The sequence below is a fragment of the Bacillus sp. B4EP4a genome (genome assembly GCF_006680105.1).
Classification (GTDB): Bacteria; Bacillota; Bacilli; order Bacillales; family DSM-1321; genus Peribacillus; species Peribacillus simplex_E.
In genome coordinates this window covers 1-22,268 of record NZ_VHIK01000025.1, presented here as the reverse complement: position 1 = coordinate 22,268, position 22,268 = coordinate 1, and the positions used below count along the sequence as shown (strand labels likewise).

At 36.4% G+C, this 22,268-nt stretch carries 26 protein-coding genes and 1 pseudogene; 17 read left to right on the top strand and 10 right to left on the bottom strand.

The window, feature by feature from the left end; translation table 11 throughout:
* Nucleotides 1-10: 10 nt before the first annotated feature.
* Both FNK51_RS13490 and FNK51_RS13485 read right to left on the bottom strand, forming a co-directional pair.
* A complete protein-coding gene (locus FNK51_RS13490; RefSeq protein WP_141993673.1) occupies nucleotides 11-1,177 on the bottom strand; it encodes an alanine dehydrogenase in 1,167 nt (388 codons plus the stop codon).
* 234 nt (nucleotides 1,178-1,411) lie between these two features.
* Nucleotides 1,412-2,821 carry a sigma-54 interaction domain-containing protein gene (locus FNK51_RS13485; RefSeq protein ID WP_141993672.1) on the bottom strand — a complete coding sequence of 470 codons (1,410 nt, stop codon included), beginning with the start codon at nucleotides 2,819-2,821 and terminating at the stop codon, nucleotides 1,412-1,414.
* A 162-nt stretch (nucleotides 2,822-2,983) separates the two neighbouring features.
* On the opposite strand from FNK51_RS13485, the gene FNK51_RS13480 reads away from it, so the two are divergent.
* The 6 genes from FNK51_RS13480 (at nucleotide 2,984) to FNK51_RS13455 (ending at nucleotide 7,170) form a co-directional block, all read left to right on the top strand.
* Nucleotides 2,984-3,424: a GNAT family N-acetyltransferase gene (locus FNK51_RS13480; RefSeq protein ID WP_141993670.1), complete on the top strand. Its 441-nt coding sequence runs from the start codon at nucleotides 2,984-2,986 to the stop codon at nucleotides 3,422-3,424.
* Between the two features lie 50 nt (nucleotides 3,425-3,474).
* A complete protein-coding gene (locus FNK51_RS13475; RefSeq protein WP_141993669.1) occupies nucleotides 3,475-4,005 on the top strand; it encodes a PepSY-associated TM helix domain-containing protein in 531 nt (176 codons plus the stop codon).
* A gap of 14 nt (nucleotides 4,006-4,019) precedes the next feature.
* Nucleotides 4,020-4,442: a FosM family fosfomycin resistance protein gene (gene fosM / locus FNK51_RS13470; protein ID WP_141993668.1), complete on the top strand. Its 423-nt coding sequence runs from the start codon at nucleotides 4,020-4,022 to the stop codon at nucleotides 4,440-4,442.
* Between the two features lie 28 nt (nucleotides 4,443-4,470).
* Complete coding sequence (locus FNK51_RS13465) at nucleotides 4,471-5,163, top strand: aspartate/glutamate racemase family protein (protein WP_141993666.1); 693 nt, start codon at nucleotides 4,471-4,473, stop codon at nucleotides 5,161-5,163.
* Between the two features lie 605 nt (nucleotides 5,164-5,768).
* Nucleotides 5,769-5,966 (top strand): hypothetical protein, encoded by a 198-nt coding sequence (locus tag FNK51_RS13460; protein WP_141993665.1) that lies wholly within the window; start codon nucleotides 5,769-5,771, stop codon nucleotides 5,964-5,966.
* Between the two features lie 334 nt (nucleotides 5,967-6,300).
* Nucleotides 6,301-7,170 (top strand): DUF6843 domain-containing protein, encoded by an 870-nt coding sequence (locus FNK51_RS13455; RefSeq protein WP_141993664.1) that lies wholly within the window; start codon nucleotides 6,301-6,303, stop codon nucleotides 7,168-7,170.
* 161 nt (nucleotides 7,171-7,331) lie between these two features.
* Here FNK51_RS13455 and FNK51_RS13450 read toward each other — a convergent pair whose 3' ends face one another.
* From FNK51_RS13450 to FNK51_RS13440, 3 genes are read right to left on the bottom strand one after another with little or no spacing between them, the layout of a single operon-like run.
* Entirely contained in the window at nucleotides 7,332-8,420 is a 1,089-nt protein-coding gene (locus FNK51_RS13450; protein ID WP_141993662.1) for an NAD(P)H-dependent flavin oxidoreductase, read from the bottom strand.
* Between the two features lie 34 nt (nucleotides 8,421-8,454).
* Nucleotides 8,455-9,657: a YbfB/YjiJ family MFS transporter gene (locus tag FNK51_RS13445; RefSeq protein ID WP_141993661.1), complete on the bottom strand. Its 1,203-nt coding sequence runs from the start codon at nucleotides 9,655-9,657 to the stop codon at nucleotides 8,455-8,457.
* Nucleotides 9,658-9,703: 46 nt separating this feature from the next.
* Nucleotides 9,704-10,093, bottom strand: coding sequence for a tautomerase family protein (locus tag FNK51_RS13440; RefSeq protein ID WP_141993659.1), 390 nt, complete (start codon nucleotides 10,091-10,093; stop codon nucleotides 9,704-9,706).
* Between the two features lie 166 nt (nucleotides 10,094-10,259).
* Between FNK51_RS13440 and FNK51_RS13435 the strand changes: the two genes are divergently transcribed.
* The 5 genes from FNK51_RS13435 (at nucleotide 10,260) to FNK51_RS13415 (ending at nucleotide 14,710) form a co-directional block, all read left to right on the top strand.
* Nucleotides 10,260-11,150 carry a LysR family transcriptional regulator gene (locus FNK51_RS13435; RefSeq protein WP_141993658.1) on the top strand — a complete coding sequence of 297 codons (891 nt, stop codon included), beginning with the start codon at nucleotides 10,260-10,262 and terminating at the stop codon, nucleotides 11,148-11,150.
* 253 nt (nucleotides 11,151-11,403) lie between these two features.
* Nucleotides 11,404-11,760 carry a DoxX family protein gene (locus FNK51_RS13430; RefSeq protein WP_069981781.1) on the top strand — a complete coding sequence of 119 codons (357 nt, stop codon included), beginning with the start codon at nucleotides 11,404-11,406 and terminating at the stop codon, nucleotides 11,758-11,760.
* 30 nt (nucleotides 11,761-11,790) lie between these two features.
* Nucleotides 11,791-12,558 carry a pirin family protein gene (locus FNK51_RS13425; RefSeq protein ID WP_141993656.1) on the top strand — a complete coding sequence of 256 codons (768 nt, stop codon included), beginning with the start codon at nucleotides 11,791-11,793 and terminating at the stop codon, nucleotides 12,556-12,558.
* Between the two features lie 44 nt (nucleotides 12,559-12,602).
* Nucleotides 12,603-13,046, top strand: coding sequence for a MarR family winged helix-turn-helix transcriptional regulator (locus FNK51_RS13420; RefSeq protein WP_098372101.1), 444 nt, complete (start codon nucleotides 12,603-12,605; stop codon nucleotides 13,044-13,046).
* 461 nt (nucleotides 13,047-13,507) lie between these two features.
* A complete protein-coding gene (locus FNK51_RS13415) occupies nucleotides 13,508-14,710 on the top strand; it encodes a macrolide family glycosyltransferase (RefSeq protein ID WP_141993655.1) in 1,203 nt (400 codons plus the stop codon).
* A 673-nt stretch (nucleotides 14,711-15,383) separates the two neighbouring features.
* Here FNK51_RS13415 and FNK51_RS13405 read toward each other — a convergent pair.
* The 3 genes from FNK51_RS13405 to FNK51_RS13400 form a co-directional block, all read right to left on the bottom strand.
* On the bottom strand, nucleotides 15,384-15,653 hold the full coding sequence (locus FNK51_RS13405; protein WP_141993653.1) for a hypothetical protein: 270 nt from the start codon (nucleotides 15,651-15,653) through the stop codon (nucleotides 15,384-15,386).
* Nucleotides 15,654-15,767: 114 nt separating this feature from the next.
* Complete coding sequence (locus tag FNK51_RS27200; RefSeq protein WP_255264169.1) at nucleotides 15,768-15,896, bottom strand: hypothetical protein; 129 nt, start codon at nucleotides 15,894-15,896, stop codon at nucleotides 15,768-15,770.
* A gap of 1,079 nt (nucleotides 15,897-16,975) precedes the next feature.
* Nucleotides 16,976-17,857, bottom strand: coding sequence for a DMT family transporter (locus FNK51_RS13400; protein WP_098373421.1), 882 nt, complete (start codon nucleotides 17,855-17,857; stop codon nucleotides 16,976-16,978).
* A 166-nt stretch (nucleotides 17,858-18,023) separates the two neighbouring features.
* Here FNK51_RS13400 and FNK51_RS13395 point away from each other — a divergent pair, with 166 nt between their 5' ends.
* The 5 genes from FNK51_RS13395 to FNK51_RS13375 all read left to right on the top strand — a co-directional run bounded on the left by FNK51_RS13395 (nucleotide 18,024) and on the right by FNK51_RS13375 (nucleotide 20,863).
* On the top strand, nucleotides 18,024-18,584 hold the full coding sequence (locus FNK51_RS13395; RefSeq protein ID WP_063235852.1) for a helix-turn-helix domain-containing protein: 561 nt from the start codon (nucleotides 18,024-18,026) through the stop codon (nucleotides 18,582-18,584).
* A 264-nt stretch (nucleotides 18,585-18,848) separates the two neighbouring features.
* A complete protein-coding gene (locus FNK51_RS13390; protein WP_141993651.1) occupies nucleotides 18,849-19,484 on the top strand; it encodes a Type 1 glutamine amidotransferase-like domain-containing protein in 636 nt (211 codons plus the stop codon).
* Between the two features lie 77 nt (nucleotides 19,485-19,561).
* On the top strand, nucleotides 19,562-19,873 hold the full coding sequence (locus FNK51_RS13385) for a hypothetical protein (protein ID WP_141993649.1): 312 nt from the start codon (nucleotides 19,562-19,564) through the stop codon (nucleotides 19,871-19,873).
* A 38-nt stretch (nucleotides 19,874-19,911) separates the two neighbouring features.
* Nucleotides 19,912-20,409, top strand: coding sequence for an SRPBCC family protein (locus FNK51_RS13380; protein WP_141993648.1), 498 nt, complete (start codon nucleotides 19,912-19,914; stop codon nucleotides 20,407-20,409).
* A 34-nt stretch (nucleotides 20,410-20,443) separates the two neighbouring features.
* Nucleotides 20,444-20,863 carry a VOC family protein gene (locus FNK51_RS13375; RefSeq protein WP_098373419.1) on the top strand — a complete coding sequence of 140 codons (420 nt, stop codon included), beginning with the start codon at nucleotides 20,444-20,446 and terminating at the stop codon, nucleotides 20,861-20,863.
* 63 nt (nucleotides 20,864-20,926) lie between these two features.
* Here FNK51_RS13375 and FNK51_RS13370 read toward each other — a convergent pair.
* A pseudogene (locus FNK51_RS13370) lies at nucleotides 20,927-21,307 on the bottom strand (SDR family oxidoreductase); the annotation flags it as partial.
* Between the two features lie 173 nt (nucleotides 21,308-21,480).
* On the opposite strand from FNK51_RS13370, the gene FNK51_RS13365 reads away from it, so the two are divergent.
* A complete protein-coding gene (locus FNK51_RS13365) occupies nucleotides 21,481-21,915 on the top strand; it encodes a GNAT family N-acetyltransferase (RefSeq protein WP_286177225.1) in 435 nt (144 codons plus the stop codon).
* A 31-nt stretch (nucleotides 21,916-21,946) separates the two neighbouring features.
* Here FNK51_RS13365 and FNK51_RS26955 read toward each other — a convergent pair.
* The coding region (locus FNK51_RS26955) for a hypothetical protein (RefSeq protein ID WP_220126989.1) at nucleotides 21,947-22,268 on the bottom strand (322 nt) is incomplete at its 5' end.

Here is a 22,268-nt window from a genome sequence, read left to right as displayed (position 1 = left end):
GGTTGATATGCTAACTCATTTTCATCGGTAATTTTGTAGTTGTAGCATTAGGTACAAAATCGAGATCATTGCGATCCGTTAAACCCAGTGCTTCTTCCGGAAATGTGAATTCCCTGCCTTGAACGACACATGTTTCTTCATGTGTAAGAATGCCTTTATAAACGGTTAAGCTTCTTCTTAAGTATCCATCTCTCCTGCATGCCTCGGCTACACCGTTGTTCGCGATGGACCGGATATGAGGCAGCACGGCTGCAGCATAGGCTTTAGAGGCAGTATGTGGTGCAGCTCCTGGTATATTATCGACTCCGAAATGTACTACGCCGTCTAACACATAAGTAGGATCTGCATGTGTTGTCGGTTTATAGGTTTCAATTGCCCCGCCTACATCCGCACTGATGTCTACAATCACTGAACCTTTTTTCATGATCTTTAACATATCTCTAGTAATTAAATGATCTTTTCTATGTTTTGGCCATTTAACACAATTGATGACTAAGTCTATATCTTGAAGGACTTTTTTGATGCTTTGTTGATTGGAAATCATTGTGTTTACATTTTTAGGGAAAATTTCTTGGCAATGTCTTAATGCACCTATATTGATGTCCATTAAGGTAACGTCAGCACCTAAGGCGGAAACAATTTCTGTAGCTGCCTTTCCAACGATTCCAGCACCAAGGACCAGGACATTCGCTCCCGGTGCGCCGCCGACTCCGCATATAAGCTGTCCGTTTCCTCCATTAATACTAAGCAAATGATAAGCTCCCATTAAAGCGCCTAATTTGCCTGCAACTTCGCAATTCGGGGAACCGTATCTATGGGAATCCTCTGCCGTAAGTGCAATCACCTTTTTCTTCATTAATACGTCCACTTCTTCTCTGTTTGAAGCCGGATGGAGGCAGGCGAAAATCAATTGATTTTCCCTCAACAGCTCATATTCTTCGGGTGAAATTTCTTTAACTTTCACAATAAAGTCGGCTTCCTTATATATTTCGTCCATGGTCGGACTGATTTGGGCGCCTGCCTCCACATACTCCTCATCAGTGAAGCCGGCCTTCAAACCAGCTTCTGTCTCGATCAACACGCAATGCCCATCTCCGACTAACTCAGCAGTTTCTATTGGTGTAAATACAACGCGATCTTCTCCAGCCTTGATTTCCCTCGGCATACCAATTTTCATACAATACCCCTTCTTCCTAGTTTTTTATAGAGAGGAAATGCTTTGTGTTACATCTGTAAACTAAGCAAGAAGTATGCCAAGAGATCTCATCATTTTCCGCTGTTTTATGCAGGAAAATAAGAGTTTCGCATTATGATAATGTCGATTTCAGATAGTAAAAATGATTGAATTGTTAATATTTAAGCAATGGATGTTATATTTTGGGCACTTTCTACATCGTTTATTTGTCCATTGTTAGCTTTTGGGCACTATTTCGTACAATCGGATCTTATTTTGCAAAGTCTGTCTTGGTATTTCGAGTAATTTAGCTGCTTGCGATACGTTGTTTTTGGTTTCATTGATTGCTTTTTCGATCATGTTCCTTTCTAATCTGGCAACAGCATCTTTTAATGGTTCAATCTGAAACTCTTCTTCACTATGTCTAATGAAATTTTTCACACGCTCTTCAATATCTTTCATTTGAAGTGTATCTTCCCATTCATCTATTTGATTGATCGCAAATTCAACAATATGTTCCAATTCCCGTACATTCCCTGGCCAGTTGTACCTCAAGAGAAAGTCATATACTTCTTTGGATACGTTGGTAATATTTTTGTGAAGCAGCACATTATATTTAGAGATGAAAAAATCCAATAAAGGCTTAATATCATTTTTCCGTTCACGTAATGGCGGAATATTGAGCGTCATTACACATAATCTGTAATATAAATCAAGCCGCATATCTTTATCCTTTACACAATCTTCAGGGCGTTTATTGGACGCCGTGATTATACGCACATCAACCTTTCTAATATTTCTATCTCCTAATCTTCGAATATATCCGTCCTGCAGTACTCTTAATAACTTGGACTGGAGATGAATGGGCATCGAGTTGATCTCATCCAGGAAAATGGTTCCTCCTTCCGCTATTTCAAATAAACCTGGATTATTTTCTGCTCCTGTAAAACTTCCTTTTATTGTACCGAACAGAATACTTTCAATTAAGGCTTCCGGAATGGCTGCACAGTTTTGCGCAATGAAAGGCTTTTCTGCACGAGTGCTGGCATTATGCAGTGATTGGGCAAATAATTCTTTTCCTGTTCCTGTTTCACCATATATAAAGACAGGTGAGCTTCCTTTAGCGATTTTTTCGGTTAAACGCTTTAAATTCTTCATTTCCTCGTTATCAGTAATAATATCTTTTAGTGTATATTTGGCACGTTCCGGCCGAATATTTTCCAGTAATCGTTTATCGCCTTTAAACATTTCTGAATTGATTTCGATTACATTATTAGGAGTTGAATCTTCTTTACTTCTTTCTTTCGACAATTCAATTGCTCCAATAATTTTCCCATGGGCCCTGATTGGTAAAGAAATATTTGTGGTTTCAATTTTCCGTCCCATAAAATCAACAATTTCTTGCTTGCCTTTAAAAATAGGGCGACCTGTTTTCAGGGCATTTAATAACGTGCTCGATTTTTCATTCAACGTAGGAAATACAGAAAATAAGCTTTCTCCTAATATTTCCTCCCTTTCGAGAGTTTCAGAGTGAAAACGCGGATTAAATTTGATTGTAAATAAGATTGTCCCTTTATTATCGATAATGGTAATGCCATCAATGTATTTCAGTTGATTCAGAACCTCATAATTTTCCAATCTGTTCATTGTTTTCTCCTCCATAATAGTTGTCTGGTATTTTAGGTGATTTTCTTCTGCTTAGGCAGATCTTCTTTTATGGTCCTATAGAAACAGGTTAGTTCACATAAGATAAGATATAATTTGGATTAATATACAAAATTTTAATGAAAATAGAAAGGAAGCATGAATATGATAGAAATGCTGCCACTGACATCGGAGAATTTGGAGCAATGTATTGAACTCTACATGAACGTGTTTAATCGTGAACCATGGAATGAAAGTTGGACATATGAAACGGCTAAAGAGAGACTTTCCGACTTATTTCATACGCCTAAATTTCTTGGCTTTTTATTTCAGGTTGATCACAATGCTGTTGGTTTTGTTGCTGGAAATAGTAAGGTGTCTTATCAAGGTTTAACTTTTTATTTGGCAGAACTTTGTGTAAATAATGAAATGCAAGGTAAAGGGCATGGCTCAAAGATGCTTCAATCTTTAGAAGATGAACTGCAGAAAAGAGAGATTAAAAGTCTATATTTATTAACTGCTAATGACGGGCTTGCAGAAGCATTTTATCTGAAAAATGATTATATTGTAAATGAAGATCGGGTGGTTATGAAGAAAAATTTATAATTGTATGAATATTACTGTTTTGAAAAATAGTCAAAGGATGTGATGGAACATTGTCGAAATCTGTAAAGTTGTATCAATTAAGCCGAAAAATACATAAATGGACTGGATTGGTTTTATCCGTTTTTTTTATGTTCATCGCAGTCACAGGCCTCGTGCTTGTTTATATGTTACCACTCGGAGTGGCTGATGAGTTAAGGACGGGGAAAGAGGCGGGTCCAGATCAAGCGATACCTATGGAGAAGGTCGTGTCCATTGCTACGTCTCAGAATCTTCCAGGTGCAGACTCGGTTGAAGATATATTTAGAATTGAATATAGACCAAGTGCAAATGTGTACCAGGTTCGCTTTAATAATGGTCAAAATGTTCAAATAGATGTGAGTACGGGAAAAGTGTTATCCACAAATCCAGATTACTCGACGTTCCTCATCACTTTGCATGATGGAACCTTCTTTGGTGATTGGTATAGATACAGTATCCTCACAATGACCGGTTTATCCTTAATCCTGCTGTCATTTTCAGGGTATTACATGTTCGGTTATCCTCTTTATAAGCGTCTAATGGCGAAAAAAAAGCAACCCTAATATGAGGTGGTAGAGTGTCTATAAAAGGTTTGAATCACTTTTTATTTTCAGTTTCTAATTTAGAGAGATCCATTGAGTTTTATCGAAATGTTTTTGATGCAAAATTGTTAGTTAAGGGGATAAACACTGCCTATTTTGATTTGAATGGAATGTGGCTTGCCCTGAATGCAGAAAAGGATATACCCCGTAATGAAATAAGCCAATCATACACACATATAGCATTTTCCATAGAAGAAGCTGACTTTATGAACATGTACGAGAAACTAAAGGAATTGAATGTAAACATCCTGTCAGGACGTCCAAGAGATGAAAAAGATAAGAAGTCCATTTATTTCACTGATCCAGATGGTCATAAGTTCGAGTTTCATACAGGTACTTTACAAAACAGAATAGATTACTACAAACAAGAAAAAGCTCATATGGAGTTTTTCGACTGATAATTAAACTATGAAAAGGGGAATCTTTGTGAAAACTATTGGCCTTATTGGCGGAATGAGCTGGGAATCGTCGCTGGAATATTATCTACTCATTAATGAGGAAGTAAAAGCCAAATTGGGAGGATTGCATTCAGCCAAGTGCATTTTATATAGCGTGGATTTTGAAGAGATCGAACGCTATCAAGCTGACGGAGATTGGGAAAGTTCCGGTAAATTATTAGGCGATGTAGCTCTGTCTTTGGAAAAGGCAGGTGCCGAAATGATTGTGATCTGTACAAATACGATGCATAAAGTGGTCGGATATATTGAAGAAAAAGTCAGTTTACCGATTTTACACATTGCTGATTCAACCGCAAAACAAATTAAAAAGTCCAAAATCAGTACGGTTGGTTTACTTGGCACTAAATATACGATGGAGCAAGACTTTTATAAAACACGAATTGAGTCTAATGGTATCAAGGTTTTGATACCAAATGACGAGGATAGAAAAGTGATCAATAAAGTAATTTATGAAGAATTATGTTTAGGGGAAATCCAACAATCATCAAGAGATTATTACAAAAAGGTCATCAAGAGATTAGTGGATGAAGGAGCGGAAGGAATAATATTAGGCTGCACCGAAATTGGATTACTGATAAAACCAGAGGATTCAGAAGTGCCATTATTTGATACGGCCGCAATCCATGCCGTTGATACTGTTAATATGGCATTGGAAAAATGAATTGATTAGATATCGTAATAAGGAAGGTTGCTGCGGCAGCCTTTTTTTTTTGGAGTAAAAGGGGAAGGATAATTCAGGTAATATGTAACCAAATAAATGGAATTATGTGTTAAAGTTTTACTAAGAAGACTGGGGACTCTGTAAAGGGAGATAAAGATGAGAAATGTAATATATATATTTATTACTAGTTTGATTTGGATATTATCAGGAACTTTATTGTTCATCCATAGTAAGGGGATGTTGAATGTTAGTCCTTGGGGGATGCACAATTTTGTTAATATAACGATACAAATAGCTATTACCGGTTATTGGGCTATTTTTGTCCATTCTTATTAAGAAAAGATTCATAAAGTACGTAATGACTTTAGGATGCTTAATAAACATTTATTATCTCTCCATCCCATTTATCTTTGTCTGGTTACATTACTTTAAGGTCATTTAATACAGTAGTGATTTTCAGGAAAATTAAACTAACAGGAGCTTTTCTTCAATCTTTAAACATATTCTATAATATTGTGCTTAAGCAGCTAATGAGGCAAGTTAGTTCAACAACGGGTTAATGCATTTGAAATGAATTTATATTGCAGTAAAGGAGAAGGTTGGATTTGATTAAGATTGATACAGTTTTTTCATATGTTCTTCTCGGTGTGATAGTTTTTTACGCCTTGGAGTGGGGAGCTGCTGGTTCAGGTTTCGGGGTACTTGTTGGCGGGAGTTTTGGTTTACTTTTATATATAGCTAATCATATTAGTAAGAATCAGAAAACAATGAGTGATAAAGAAGAACCTGATGACAATCAATAAATTTTATTAATATGCTAGCGGGTGCTTTACATCAATAACAGGGTTGCTGTGGCAGCTCTTTTTCTTGTGGATCAATAAAGATAATGCTTAAAACCACTATCATCTGTACATAAGTAAAAAAAGTAAAAGTGGGTGTTCTAGATATATCCCATTTCGGTTATGGAAAGTAGACAGCAATGTGGATCAACCGAGATGAGGAGACAGGGTACTATATGCTGACCGAGTGTTTTCACCAATGGGGATATGACTTTATCCCTTTATAAATTGTTTGCAAAGGCTTTGATTAAGGCTCTTTGTACGAATGTAGAGATGAAAAAACAAAAGGGGAATAAAAATGAAAGATATGCTTTTCACAAAGCTTAAATCTGTTTTGATTGTCAGCATTATTTTCGGAGGATTCTTTCTCCTATTGGAACTTCGAACAGGTTTGCCAATCTATTTTATATTCGCGATGGTATATGCCTTCATAGGAAATGTTGTTTACGGGTCACCCGTTTCCTTTCTTTCGGATTTTGTAACAATGAAGATCGGAAAGAATCGATTTATTTTCGCATCCTTGTTCTACCTGTTGTTCGGTTTTCTGCCCTCCATATTTTTAGGAGAACTCGGAATTTATGCGGTCATCTGCTCTTTTCTCTTCTTCTTATCAGAAGAATGGCAGAGAATGAGAAAACACAACAGGGGGATAAAGCCGGCCAATAAGGTAATAATTACGAACACGCTATCTACTGTTATCTTATTCTCTTTAGCATTATATGGGTCAATGACTGTCTCGGGTCAATTGTTTGAAAAGCATACAAATGAATTCTATCTCATTCCAAAAGGGTATGAGGGTGAAGTTAGAGTGGTGTACAATATCAAGGATGCTCCAAGACCTAAAAAAAGTGAAGACTTTGATATTTATCGAATTAATGAAAAAGGTTACACACTCAGCCCACTTCCTGAAAGAGAAGGGATTATCAATAATCAATATTTTTATATTGATAAAGAAGGAAATAAAGAAAGAATTGATGATTCCTGCATTAATCTTGGAGGTTCGGAAGGTGTACAAATAGATGACTACGAGTACTCCAGCTCCTATTTTACTGTAACAAATACACATTGCAGTGAAACGTTTAGTACAGATGGAGACCCTAATTTACCACGGGGAATCTCGTTAGAAGGGATTATTAAAGAAGAAGGATTGGATAAACCTAAAAACTAGATGGGATTTTGTCCTGATTATGATTCCGAGTTACAATCGTTTAATGCAGCGGAGGTACTATTAAACAGGCAAGATTGGATGAAAGCCTTTAAAAACGATGCAAAAAATGGTCACCAGGAATATCTGGTGACCTTATAGTATGAATGGCAATTTTAGATTTATTAAAGAGCAGTGAGCTGCTGCCTCAACATTTTAGCTTCAGACATAATATCGTTCATTAATCTTTCAACGGTTTGACTCTTGGCTAATCTTGGACTTTGTCCAGACCAGAGTGACATGAAATCTGGATTATTTTGTCCACTGCACGTTTTTCTAATTACTTGAGTTAATAGGTTTTGAACAGGAAAATCGGGTACAAGCAATTCATGCTCCAGCATATCTGCAATGAATTTGTTTTTAATACCTCTTGCCCATTTACCAGAAAAGGCACGAGTAAAGGTTGTCTGGTCTTCATCAGCATTCAAAATGGCTTCTTTATGTACCTTATGTGCCCCACTTTCTATACAAGTCAAGAAAGCTGTACCCATTTGTACACCTTGTGCTCCTAAGAAGAGTGAAGCCATTAATCCTCTTCCATCCATAATTCCTCCTGCAGCAATAACAGGTATGCTTACATTGTCAACAGCCTGCGGAATAAGTGACATTAAACCTACTAGGCTCTCCTGATGACCATCAATAAAGTTCCCGCGATGCCCGCCAGCTTCACTGCCTTGCATAACAATCATATCCATTCCCGCTTTTTCATTTTCAACGGCTTCCCTTACCGTTGTAGCTGTTCCTATAAGAGTGATGATATGCTGTTTTAATTCATTAATCACTTCCTTAGGAGGAATACCAAATGTAAAGGAACAAATAGATACATTCTCTTCAATGACAACCTTAACTTGTTCAATGAAGCTTTCATAAATTTTTTTATACTCAGGAACGTCAAAGCTGTCTGTTTGTTCTAAATTTAATTGCTTACGAATGGTGTGTAAAAGCTGGTTAGCTGATTGGACTGCGTCAGGCGTTACGTTAAATTCGTTTGGCACGAATAGATTGATGCCGAAAGGGTTTGAAGTTAACTGCTTGATTTCTCTAATCTGCTCTCTCGTTTGTATTGGTGTCTGATAGCCTGCTCCGATCATTCCAAGTCCCCCAGCATTGGATACCTCGGCTACTAAATTCGAAGTGGTGATCCCGCCAGCCATAGGAGCTTGTATAATAGGATTCTTAATCTTCAAATGCTTCATCATTTCATTATTTAACATCAATGACTCCCCCAATTTTGTATATTAATCCTAATTAATTCTCTTCTGTTTTTTTTATATTGGATGGATGAACGTTAGGGTTGATCTCGAAATGAATCCCACTTGAAAGCAAAATTGCCCCAAAGAAGACAACACTTGCTGCGCCAATAAAAGCAGCATTAAAATCATGTGTGAGTGATGATAAAACCCCAGCAAGGGTTGGTCCTATCAACTGTCCAATAGCATAAATAGCAGAAAGCATGCCAATCGTCCGACTGCTATCAGATGGATTCATTTCCCGTCCCAATGTTGTAGCCAGGGTGGTGATACCCATAAACGTGGCTCCAAATAATAAAGCACTTATGACAAAACTAGTTTTTGACATCCAAAAGGCTGGCATCGCAATACCAAAGGATTGCAGAGCCATTGCAAGCACTAAAGATTTAATGAATCCCCATTTTTTAGCTAGTAAAGACCAGATGAGACACGATGGAATCGCAGCCAATCCCACCATCATCCAAACTAAGGTAGCACCATTATGAAAGTATGTGGTCTTTTCAGCGATGGATACGATAAACGTTCCGGTAACAATGTAACCCAATCCTTCTAAACCATACGCAATAATCAACCATGTAAGCCATTTAGCGGGAGGTACTTTTACAATCATAGCTTGTTTATTTTTCTTCTCGACAACGGTAGGGGTTTCATCGAGCCAGATCCATACAAAGATCGCAAGAATTCCACTCACAACAGCTAATCCTATCCATGTTCCTTCCCACCGAAATAAATGGTTTAAACTCGGAATCATTAGACTGGATAAAAAGATTCCCAAACCTACTCCCCCATAAAAAATCCCTGACCAACTGGTTTTTCTTATAGTTGCAAGTTTATCTAACACGATACCGGAGGCTAAGACCAACACAAACGCACTGGCAAACCCTGAAAGAAAGCGAAGTCCATTCCAAAGTAAATGAGAGTATGAGAGACCCATTAGGGCAGTGGTTAAGATACTGATGATTAGACTTATTCTTAACAAAATGGTTCTATACTTCTTAAAAGGAATGGCACCTGCTAAAATTGCTCCAAGCAAATATCCTGCGTAATTACTGGATGCTATATAACCAGCAACTGTATTTGATAAAGAAAGTTCTTTTTGCATAAGGGGAAGGATGGGAGTATATGCAAATCTTCCAATCCCCATAGCAATGATTAAAGAAAATATTCCCCCTATTAAAAAAAGATAAGTTTGATTCTTCAAAGATTCTCCTCCAATGAAATTGTATACGTTAAGCATACCTTTATAGCTATAATGAACCTGTTAGAAACTGTGCTTCCCCTCGTCCAAAACTCCAGTCAGCATCGCTGTTTTCTGTTATAGAAACCATCAAGTCCTGTGGAGAAATCCCACAGTCCGATTCAAGTTTATGAGCAAGAAGTGAGTATAAGGTTTCTTTCTGTTTTTCAGTTCTTTTTTTACTTACAATACTAATGATTACTAGGTCTTTGCTTCTTTTAAACCCCAGTCCGGTATCCTCGATTATTAGCTCATGCGGCGGGTGCTGATGAACTATTTGATAACGATCACTTTCAGGTACTTGGAAAGCTTCCACCATCGCATGGTGAGTCGAATCCAATAATTTTTTTAACGTTTCTTCGCTTCTTCCTTCTACCAAATCAAAACGTAATAATGGCATTTTGTGTATCTCCCCTCAAAATAAATAATGGTTTTAGAGTGTCCAATTGAAATGTAGGATATTATAAGCATATCTTTTCTTTGCTATATGGTATAATACTTAAAATTTATATTTGGTATCACTCTTAATGATGGCTAAAGGATAAATCAACTAAGGAGAGATTATTTTGGATTTGCATTCATTAAAAATTTTCCAGAGTGTTGCTAAGATGGGGAGCATTTCTCAAGCAGCAAGGGAACTTCAATATGCACAGTCAAATATCACGATGAAAATACAGCAGTTGGAATCGGATCTTCAAACAACTCTTTTTTATAGACATAATCGCGGCACTGCATTAACTGACAAAGGAAGCATGTTGCTAACATATACAGAAAAAATATTCGACCTCATAGAAGAAACCAAAAATATGATGAATGATGATCAAACACCTAGAGGTCCGTTAAATATTGGTTCAATGGAAACAACCGCAGCAGTTCGCTTACCAGTCTTGTTTTCAAAGTATCATAAAGATTTTCCAGAGGTCGATTTAACTTTAAAAACAGGCTCTACTGAACAAAATATTCAAGCAGTCCTTCAGAATGAATTGGACGGAGCCTTTGTGGCTGGACCCATTAATCACCCCGATCTCGTTCAGAAAGAAGTATTCGAAGAGGAACTAATTCTCATTACAGATACAGTTCATCCTCCTATATCTTCTATCGAAGATATTCAAACAAGGACGCTGCTTGTCTTTCATGCAGGATGTGCTTATCGGGAAAAGTTTGAACTATGGTTAAAACAAGAGAAGATGATACCAAATAAGATAATGGAATTTGGCACTATAGATGGGATCATCGGTTGTGTCGCAGCTGGTCTAGGAATAAGTATGCTTCCACAAAGTGTTATTGCAAAGCATGAACAAGACGGCCTTAGACAACATTCAATTCCGAATCTAAACGGAAAAGTCAAAACAGTATTCATTTATCGAAAAGATAAGTATGCACCTGCGTCTTTAATGAAATTTATCAATATGTTAAGTGATGAGGAGGAATTGTTAGATAATGAAAGGTTAAATTAAGCGGGGGATATATTAACAGGTCCATTACTTCAATAACAGGGGTTGCTGCGGCAGCCTTTTTTTTGTGGAGTAAAAGGGGCGGGTTAGTTTAATGAAAATAATCATGAATAGTAAAACAGCAACTGAATAACTAAATTGGTATTTTTGTTGACATGAAACATATCCTAATGTTAGGCTATATTTATCCTAATGTTAGGATAAATAATTATAGGATAAAAAATAGTGAAATAAATGGAAAAAGGGGAGAGAAATAATGAGTGTATTGTCAATTATTCTTCAAGTTATATTAGGATTGGGATTCCTAATGTTTGGATTTATGAAGTTCGGATCAAAGCAAATGGTGGAAGGGTTTAAGCATTATGGGTATCCAGGATGGTTTAGAGTGTTTACAGGTATGGCAGAAGTCGTTTCAGCGGTATTGGTTATCGCAGGTATTTGGAATGAGAGTTTAGCTGCATGGGGAGGATTATTCATTGTAATAACGATGATTGGTGCCGTTTTTACTCATATTAAAATGAAAGATACTGTAAAACAAATGATGATGCCGATCATTTTATTCATTCTTGGATTAGTGGTTCTACTTATAAATTTCGGAGCTTTGCTTGGATAAATAGCCAATTGACCTATAGGAGGGTTAAAAATGGAAATTAAAATTATTAAACCAGAAGATCAAGCACACGGGCAGTTTGATGACGGTAAAATAAAAGAGCAAAAACCGATTGGCTTTTCTGGAGAAGGGTCTCTAATAAATCGACTAGGACCATTATTTTACTGGGCTTGGGGTCATTCTCAAGAACGTGCAGAAATTGGGCTGCACCCACATCAAGGTTTTGAAATCATCACCTATGTGATAAAGGGTAAAGCTTATCATCGGGATACACTTGGTACGGAAAGTGTTGTAGAAGAAGGGGGAACCCAGCTCATGCAAACAGGCTCCGGTGTGTATCATGCAGAAGCATTAAAAGAACCATCGGAAATCTTTCAAATCTGGTTTGAACCGCATTTAAGTCAGGCTGTAAAACGTACACCGTCTTATTCACAATACGACTCCAATGATTTTTCTATAACGGATAAAGATGGTGTGAAAATAAAAACATTACTAGGAAATGATTCGTCAATGAAAATCGTGACAGATGCTTCGATGTGGGATGTAATCATTCCAAAGGGAACAGTATATACTCATGGCATTTCATCGGATCGTATATTAGCTGGTTTAGCCATCAGAGGCGATGGAGCATTTTCATTAGACACGAATGAACCCACTCGTGTAGCAGAAAAAGATTTTGCCATCGTTCAATCAGGACAGGGCGGAGACGTAACAATTCAAGCATTAGATAAAGACTTTAGAATCTTCCTAATTGAAGTTCCGACTGAAGTTGATTATCCTTTATACAGAAAACCAAAATAACCAATTGTAATTTCAAAAGTTAGTTGTAATAGGAGGTTCGGTGAATGTATCAAGGAGATGAACAAAGCCAGATTGATCTACGTCTTTTCCGTATCTGGCTTAAGGCAAGTAAAACTATTTTTGGTCATGTCGTTAAAGATATTGAAAGACACGGAATTAGTTCAGAGAATTTTATGATTCTGGAACTTCTTTATAATAAGGGACCCCACTCCATTCAAAAAATTAGTGAAAAATTGTCTATTCCAAGTGGGAGCATCACTTACGTTGTGGATAAACTTGAAAAAAAAGAATTCGTTAAAAGGGAGCCAAGTCCAACAGACCGCCGAGCTTCAAACGTAGTTCTAACTGACAAAGGACAAAGTTTATTTAAAGAAATCTTTCCCCAACACGTTGAAGTCATATCTAAAAATTTGTCTTTTATAAGTAATGAGGAAAAAATACAGTTAGCGAATCTTCTCAAAAGGCTTGGACTAGGTGCACAGGATTGAGATAACCAAATAAATAAAAACACACCACAGAGGAAGAAAAATAAGCGATTGTAAAAAAGCAGAAACGGTGCGTGCACCACCTTCAAACAATACTTTACAAACAAAGACCGTTTAATTTCGGTCTTTTTCTTTTTGATAAGGCTATGTTTGTATTTGTATTTTTGAAGCGAAGATTTTAAGTTTTGAAAGATTTAATCATTTCATCTGCTCAAGCAATTCATAGTAATAATTAGATAATGCCTAAAAGGACGATCATCTGTACATAAGAAAAATAGAAAAAGAACAATCTGGCCCTTTATTTGAAGAAGAATGGTACCTAAACGATATTAATTTTAGATTACAAGGGTGATTAGGAGTTTGAGGTTTTCAAGTATTGTACTATGATAAATTTAAATTATTTGAGTTGGGAAGGGTATGGGACAGTGACCATACTCTTACAGAATTACCTAAGGAGTGATAAAATGGCACGTGTTTTATTTATTAATGGTGGATCAGAAGGACATATCAATCCAACTCTTGGAGTTGTGCAAGAGCTTATTTCGTGTGGAGAAGAGGTAGTGTACTTTACGATAGAAGCTTTTCGAGAGCGTATTGAGAAGACGGGAGCTACTGTACGAACATTTGACGGTGAAAAATTTATAAAAGCTTTTATCTCAGGTGGAAGAAATTATTTACTCGAAAGAATCAACGGTCTTTTACGTACGGTAGATATCGTCATACCTAGCGTTCTTGAACAGATCAAAGGAGAGCATTTTGATTACATCATCCACGATTCTATGTTTGGTTGTGGACATTTACTTGCCAAAATCCTTAAGCTTCCTGCAATCAATTCTTGTACTTCTTTTGCGCAGACAAAAGCATCATTCGATAAAATGTTGGAACAGCTTTCTAAAGAAATCCCTACAGAAATAGTTAAACGTATATACGATGAATTTCAAAGCCTGACGGGAATGGTGAAGGGGAAATATGATGTGGAGATCCATTCTCCTTACGAAGTTTTTTGTAATCCTGCACCACTTACAATCGTTTATACAACTAGGGAGTTTCAACCTTTTGGAGAAGCATTCGACAAAACATACAAATTTGTAGGTCCATCCATCTCTTCACGATTAAAACAGGATAACTTTGACCTTGCTGCTATCAAAGGAAAAAGTCCCATTTACATTTCACTCGGGACAGTTTTTAACCGTGCTGTTGATTTTTATAAGCTTTGTTTTGAAGCATTTGGAAATAGCAATCACACGGTTGTAATGTCGATCGGTCAACAAACCCCACTAATTGATTTAGGAGATATCCCCCAAAACTTCATTGTGAAAAAATATGTTCCACAAACGGAAGTGCTAAAATACACTAAATTATTTATCACACATGGTGGTATGAATAGTACCAATGAGGGACTCTACTACGGGGTTCCGCTAATTGTAATCCCACAAAGCGCGGATCAGCCAATTATTGCTCAACAAGTTGCCAATATCGGAGCAGGTATTAAATTACAAATGCAAAGCTTGAATGCAAATCAACTGCGTGAAGCCGCAGATCATGTGTTAAACGACCCATCTTTCCATAAAGCTGTTTCGAGTATAAGGGAATCCTTTCAAAAATCGGGTGGATATCACCAAGCGGTTGATGAGATTTTTGAATTTAAAAGTCAATATGGTATCTAAATATTAAAATTTATCAGCTGCCATTATCGGTGGCTGATAAAAGGTTTTGAAAAACATCAACCGAGAATGTTTCAAAAGATATTACGTCAGGGATAATTTAAACCTTGTTCAACTAACGGGTGCGTTAGTTGATTAAGACAAATAAAAAGAGAGCTACCCGAAGGTAGCCCATAGATATTACTTTGTTATATACAGTAGTGAACCAACCAGTAATAGCAGATGCTGTAACACCTGCATCATCAGCATCGACACGAGTTCTCAATTTACCGTCATTGATACGTTTTACGAATGTACCCTTAACACCTTGCGTGTTGGGAGATTACGGAAATAAAATTACGATTTTATAATAGGAAGTGTTTTGAAATTTTTCTTAATGTAATTTGCTGAAGAAACAAAGGCACAAAAAAGGAAGAGGAACTACAAAAGTCCCTCTTCCTTTTTTTACTTAATTTTTTTGAAATTTTTCGTAATAAATATAAAGCGTATATGATAGCTGGTATAGCTCCAATCATTAAAATCATGTTTATTAAACCAAATATAAAATAAGAAGACGATACATTCATTTTAATTCAACCCCATTAAAAATTTTAATCTCTATATGTGTATCTTTGATAAACACGAGCAACTTTACTAGTTTTCTTTAAAGAAGTAAGTTGGAGATAACTAGTAAGAACTATATAGCCTTAGTAAGTTTACCATTCATTTTATAAGTTCCTACAGCATTCATATCATAACCTACTTTTTCAGCTTTTGAATCAGAAACTTCACATGAAGCATCTACACTTGACCAAACAGTACCTTTTGTTCCTGCTACATCACAATATCTCATTTTCAACCCATAATCACCAACAGAATAATGATAACCTAATTTTAAGGTAGCAACAGTGACCCCTGCACTTTTTAATTTAACCCAAGCAGTTGTCAGACAATGTATACTCATCATTGAACAAATCCTGTAAATGAAAGAAAAACTCGTGAAATGCTCCATAGAAGTAGGGGGAAATTAAAAAAAGCAAAAATAAAAGCCTAACCAAGATTTTTAGTCTCGATTAGGCTTTTATTTTTTGGCTTTTATTTGATTCATTTCTGCCAGAATTTCTTTAGCACGCTGCTCAGCACGTTCATAATTTCTTTCCTCAACTTCGATGAGCTTTCCATCAATTATAAAATTATAATGGTATTTCATTGAACAATTCCTCCTTCTTTGTTGTTCCATAATATAACATATTTTTATATGTTTTTTCCTTTGAAAATGTAAAGATTAGATTTTTAAAGTTCACGGTCAAACCGCGTTTTGGGTCCTGTAGTGTGAACGACACTTCACACATTATTATAGGTAAAAAAGTGATTTTTTATGAAAGTGGTAGGGCTTACCTTTAAGTTTTTCCTCGAACTCATTTGGATCCCTGCGGATTTGTAACTGAATCTTCTATCAATGGAGGGTAAACATTGTTTACCTTGACCTGCTTGATATGCTTCTCTTCTTGTGCTCTCTATGTTGTATCCATCATCGATTGAACTACCTATCATCATAACGTCATGCTCCTTGCTTACTCATAGCATGATACATCAATCATCATAAGCATAACGAAATAACGCATTAGACATATCATCTATCATTGGTAGGGATACACAACAGACTGCACCTCACAGTCACTGCTGGTTCACTCATTGAAAAGCATACTGATAGAACATATGATTCACCATCACTGTACCTCTGAGCACCACCCAGGACCTCTATACATATCAATAGCTTATCTGTATCAGTTAGATATAAGTAGCAACCTACCTTCATTACCTTATATAGGGGGAGCATCAGGATAATGCGTATTTACAACGATAAGCATTCTGATACAAGTCATATGGACATTATGAACTCTATTTTGTAGGTGATTGGATTGTGTCTAAAAAGGCTCTACACTATTGAGATTGTGAAAAAATGTACTTAAACTAAATGGGCAGGATAGTTCCATAAGGAATACTAATATTAGATCTAACGGGGAACTTATTTTAAGGAGGAAAACATGAGCTTAGAGCATGATTTTTACCTTATTTCTAAGACAACTGATTTAAAAGTCAGTTCTATAAAAAAACGAAAAAATCTCTAATCTAATCTTTTAGAGATTTTTTAAATGCAAAAACACAACTTTTATTTAGTTAATACGTCTAAGTGATAAAGTGTAGGAGTGATTCAATTAATGCCTCCTTTAGTTGAACAAGCTTCTAATAACTGTCATTAAATTAAATCACTTGTACTCCAATTATTTATTTGTTATTTCTTTGCTGTAGTAAAAATAATGCTAGACCAATTAAGATGAGTGCGATTCCTATACCTTGTTGTAAAGAAATGACCTCATCCAAAATGAAATATGCGAGTATACAAGTTCCGATCGTCTCTCCTAATATGCTCATTGAAATAACTGAGGTACTTAGCCATTTCAACAACCAATTAAAAACCGTTTGCCCTAATATCGTTGCAATAAACGCTAATCCAATAAAGGACAACCATGTTTGTTTGGAATAATTGACGAAAGAAGTTTGCTGGCTGAAAACAAAAATACTTAAAAATAGTGCGCTACTGGTATAACCGATGATTGAATAAGGGATAAGAGATAATCTTTTACGAACATGCTGGCCAATGAAGAAGTAGGCCGTTATAACACCTGCTGCAATAAAAGCAAGTATATCGCCAAATAATGCCTGGCCACTAATTTGAAAATCTTGCCATCCAATGACAATACTTCCTGCAATCGCTACGAGACAGCCCATTATAGCGCCTTTACTGAAGTGCTCTTTGAATAGAAAGTAACCGCCAACCATCGAAAAAAGTGGTTGTAATGTGACGATGACAGTCGAACTTGCTACTGATGTGTAATTTAATGATTCAAACCACAATAAATAATGTGCTGCCAGAAATAAACCTGAGAGTAATCCAAGTCCCCATTGTTTTTTTGACAACGAACGTATTTCTTTACGGTTCTTTTTATTTACTAATAAAAATGGCAAAAGCATTACTGCTGTAAAAAGCATCCGATAAAATGCTGTAATTGTCGCAGGTGCATCTGCTAATTTCACAAAGATTGCTGAAGTAGACAATGCAAATACGCCCAAAAATAAGATCGTGTAAGAAATAAGTGGTGACTTCAATACTGTTCCCCCTTGACGTTTGTTTACTATAATAAAAATTATATATTATAATGTACAAATGTAAGTATAAAATATTTATGTTATTGGAAAAAGAATTATTTCTCCATGTTTAGAATGTCAGCACAAAAGACATCAAACATACATTATTTTAAAAGGGGCATATGCCATGAAAAATCATCGCTTAGGACAAACAGTATTAAACTATCGTAAGAAGAATGGTATGACAATTCGTGAGTTTGCTGATTATGCGGGAATTAGCACATCACTTATTAGCCAAATTGAAAGAGGACAAGGGAATCCGTCGTTAAGTGTACTAGAGTTAATTGCAAAAGCACTAAACGTGCCACTATTTACTCTGTTTGTTAATGAAATTGATACAGATTCCCTCATTTCCAGAAAGCAAGATCGAAAGAAAGTATATCGAGAAAATAGTGATCATATTGTATATGATGTATTAACACCAGATTTTATGAAAGCACATATTGAACTCTTAATGATGGATTTGAATGCACATTCTACTACTACTGAGAGTCATTACTCACATGACAATAAAGAAGAGATTGCTGTGGTTATGAAAGGTCAAGCATATGTTGAACTGGAAGGAACCGAATATTTTTTAGATGAAGGAGATGTCGTACGTATTCCACCAAATGTTAAACACCGATTTTTGAACAAGAGTGATGAACCTAATCATATTTTATTCGTACTAACCCCATCATTAGTTTAACACCTAAAACTTGGTAAATAGTATTAATCGGGCAGTGTGAATTTGTTAATTACTATAAATATTCCAGGATAAATTTTATCTTCTCTTTTCGCAATATTAGTTTTGTTTTTACTAATAAAACTAGTGCAATCTATTAGACGGTAAAACCGTCTTTTTTTATGTCACTATCGGGGGAGATTAGCTGAAGAGCGGTGACATATAAAGGTATTGTCCTTTTTACATAGAATATTTTAAGAATAGCAGGTGAATAAATGGGGGACATATATGGAAATTTGTTTTATCGGTGGCGGAAATCACAATAATAATGAATTAGGTGAAGTGTTTCTGGAACTTTCAAAAATGATTAAACCCGATGCTAAGATTTTAATAATCCCTTTTGCTACTGACAATTCCAGATATGAAAGTTGGATGGCAAGTATCAGACAAGCTTTTTCAATAATGGATAATGTAAGCGTTGAATTATTAAACGAAGACCTTTCGGACAAAGAAATGAAAAGGTCTATAAAAGAACATGATATTTTGTACTTTATTGGTGGAAAGCCAGAAAGGTTAATTCATGTAGTAGAGGAAAAAGGACTTGCCCCAATTATCAAAGACTTTCAAGGTTTAATCATTGGATATAGTGCGGGTTCATTAGCTTTCTGTAATGATTGCATAATAACAAAAGATAAAGACTATCCAGAAACGGTAGTAATCAAGGGCTTAGGATTAGTTGGGTTTAGCGTTGAGGTCCATTACGAGGATAATATAGATGGAGAATTAATTCCCCTATCAAATGAACGAAAAGTATATGCAATACCAAATGGAAGTGCAATTTTCTCCAAGAACGGGGAACCATTTAAAGTTACAAACGATATTTATTCCTTTCAAAATATGAAAAAGGAAATTGTGACCACCTAGGTCTTAAAGAACCAACAGATGCTTAATCCCCAATTGGAACAAGGGTGGCGGCGCAGATTAGAGAAAAGGAGACTGCATTGAAAATAAATTTAATGATCTTCATTACATCAGTAAAAGAACAAGAAAAGGGTATATCAATGATGAGAACATTTGAATCTGATATTCGTCCTGTTAAAGGGGATATAATCGATGATCCAGGATTCGATTCAGGATTTCATAATGGATATGAAGTTGTAAAGGTTTCGATCAATTATGCTTCGAATGAATGTTTTGTTTCGCTTCACCCGCTAGCGTTGGAAATTGAGGAAATCAAGATGGAAACTTATATAGAAAAACTGGAAGCACACGGTTGGCGTGCTGTCTCAAAAGAGGAATTGAAAAGTATGTAAAAAGGTAAACCGATAAAATTGACGTAAGGAGCATGTAAATGGAAAAATACTCAACAACCACTTTAAAGATGACAAGAAATTTTGATGTAGTGCCTGAAAGGGTTTTTGATGCATGGCTGAACCCTGAGATGATGAGACAATGGTTTTTTACATTGGAAGGGACAAATAAGGTGGCAAAAAATGATCCTCAAGTGGGAGGTACTTGGGAAATTATTGATCATCGCGATGGAAAAGATTATCGGGCGATAGGGGAGTACCTTGAAATGGACTCTCCCAATAAATTAGTGTTCACTTTTAAAATGCCGCAGTTCAGTGAATCAGAAGATACAATTACAGTTGAGCTGAAAGAACTTCAACAAGGCTGTGAAATGACATTTTATCAAAACATCATCGTTCCTCATGAAGAAAATTGGATAGAATCCGATATCGAAAAAGCTCTTGGGGAGTATCACGATGGATCTGAACATGGCTGGAACTTAATGTTTATGGGACTGAAGGAATTAATTGAAACTGGGCAGGTTAGCTATAAAGGCTAATAGTATAATTCGATTTTCAGAGAGGGATGGGACAATGGAAAGTAAATGGCCAAATGAAATGAAAGTAGCACAAATCCGGGTTGCACGTCCTACTGATCAACTAAAAAAGGTTGTAAACTTCTATTGTGAAGGATTAGGCTTGAAAAAAATCGGTTCTTTTGAAGGGCATGAGGGATATGATGGCATCATGATTGGGCTTCCTGACTCCAGCTATCACCTGGAGTTTACTCAGCATAAAGATGGCAGTCCTTGTCCTGCCCCATCACAAGATAATCTGCTTGTCTTTTATATTCCTGAACGTAAAACCATTGAAGATATCACGAATAGATTGAAAGGTATGGGGTATGAACCGGTTTCTCCGGAAAATCCATATTGGGAAAAATCCGGTGTTACCATTGAAGATCCGGATGGTTGGAGAATAGTTTTAATGAATTCGCCCGGCATAGGAAATTAAATTTCGAATTTGCAGCTGGAAATGAAAGACCGAAAAGCATCATGCTTTTCGGTCGTTTTGGGTTTATGAGGACATCGTGATCCCGCCATTGATGTGAATGCACTGTCCCGTTATATAAGCACCTTCATCAGATGCCAGCAGCACATAGGCGCCTGCATGATCTGCCGGCTGCCCAGGGCGGCCAAGTGGTGCCTCGGTACCGAACTCGGCAACGGATTGTTCGTCGAACGTCGCCGGGATGAGCGGAGTCCAAATCGGGCCTGGTGCCACCATATTGACCCGGATCCCTTTTTTAGCCACATTCTGTGCAAGGCTGCGTGTGAATCCGACGATTGCCCCTTTTGTCGCTGTATAATCCATCAAAGTTGCATGTCCTATATATGGGTTGATCGATGTTGTGTTGATTACTGAGTTGCCTTGTTTCATATGAGGAACCGCATGCTTGTTAAACTATTGATCTAGTCATACTTTAGCCGTTAAAAAGTACGGTTAAACATCATGATTCCCATCGATTACCTCTGCAAGCGATTACAACAATATCGAAGCAATACAGTAAGGAAGGAATTACGGTGTTGGAAGTTGAAATACATTCTAATAAAACTTTCAGGGGTGTTAATGTGAATTCGATAGAAACAATACAAGAATTAACCAATAAAGAACAATGGTTAGAAGCCTTTCCAATCATGAATCAGCTTCGTACTGACTTAACTCAAAAAACATATCTGGAGTTACTTGAAGAAATGAGGAAAGATGGATACTGTTTGTTTGCTTTATATAAAGATAACCAGGTTGTATCATTGGCTGGTTTAAGCTGGAGAGTGAACTTTTATAATAAACGTCACGTGTTTATTTATGACCTTGTAACAGATTCAGCCCACCGTTCATTTGGATATGGAGAGAAGTTATTGAATTATATACATAACTGGGCAAAAGAAAACGGAGCTGCATATGTGGCATTGGAATCTGGAGTCCGGCGAAAAGATGCCCACCGTTTCTATGAAGAGAAATTAGATTATGATAAATGGTGCTACTCATTTAGAAAAACGCTGTGAGTGGAAATGGCGATGGAAAAGAGCTGAGTAATCAGCTTTTTTTATGTTGGAGAACAAAAGTAGTAATGAAGTGAATGTAAGACACATTGTCCACTATGTGTATTGGGTTATGAACATTTTTAAACAGAATAGAACAATAAAAATTCACGAGTAAATCGGCGAAATTCACGAGTAAATCGTTAAAACTCACGAGTAAACAGGCTAAATTCACGAGTAAATCGTTAAAATTCACGAGTAAACAGGCTAAATTCACGAGTAAATCGTTAAAATTCACGAGTAAATTGCTAAAACTCACGAGTAAACGCAGTTTCACGAGTAAATCGTTAAAACTCACGAGTAAATCGTTAAAATTC